The sequence below is a fragment of the Vibrio sp. OPT46 genome, assembly GCF_015163535.1.
GTDB lineage: Bacteria > Pseudomonadota > Gammaproteobacteria > Enterobacterales > Vibrionaceae > Vibrio > Vibrio alginolyticus.
The window spans coordinates 2,436-2,850 of the sequence record NZ_JADDYG010000637.1; the positions used below are offsets into that span (position 1 = coordinate 2,436).

1 pseudogene is annotated in these 415 nt (G+C 41.0%); it reads right to left on the bottom strand.

Annotation, left to right across the window (positions count from 1 at the left end):
• Window positions 1-415: pseudogene (locus IQR33_RS34200) on the bottom strand (ATP-dependent endonuclease); the annotation flags it as partial.

Below are 415 nucleotides of genomic sequence, written 5' to 3' on the forward strand. Positions count from 1 at the left end.
GATGTTCTTCAAGTTAGGCAGGTTAGGAGTGCACTCAAGCTGTTTGATAATACTGTCGTAATTCTCAAAATCGTCATTAGTGCCAATGACTTTGTCGAATGTTTCAGTCTTTTCTATAGCACTAAAGAACTCAGAGTAGGCTGTATTGATCTGACCTTTGTCGTCATCGTTGAGAGTGTTCATAAGCAGCTTGGTGAAAATGCTATTGGACTTCATTGAACTGCTTTCTGAGAAGTCATCACGCTCTGCATTGATACTATGGACACTGACGTGTTTTAACTCACTGTATGCGATAGGCTTTTCGTTGTTCACAGAAACAACTTGGTAGTCGTATAGCTCAACGGGTAGAGTAAACCAGTTAATATCATCTAAAGTCCTGCCAGCGAGCGATTTCTTCACAACCTCAAGCAAGTCT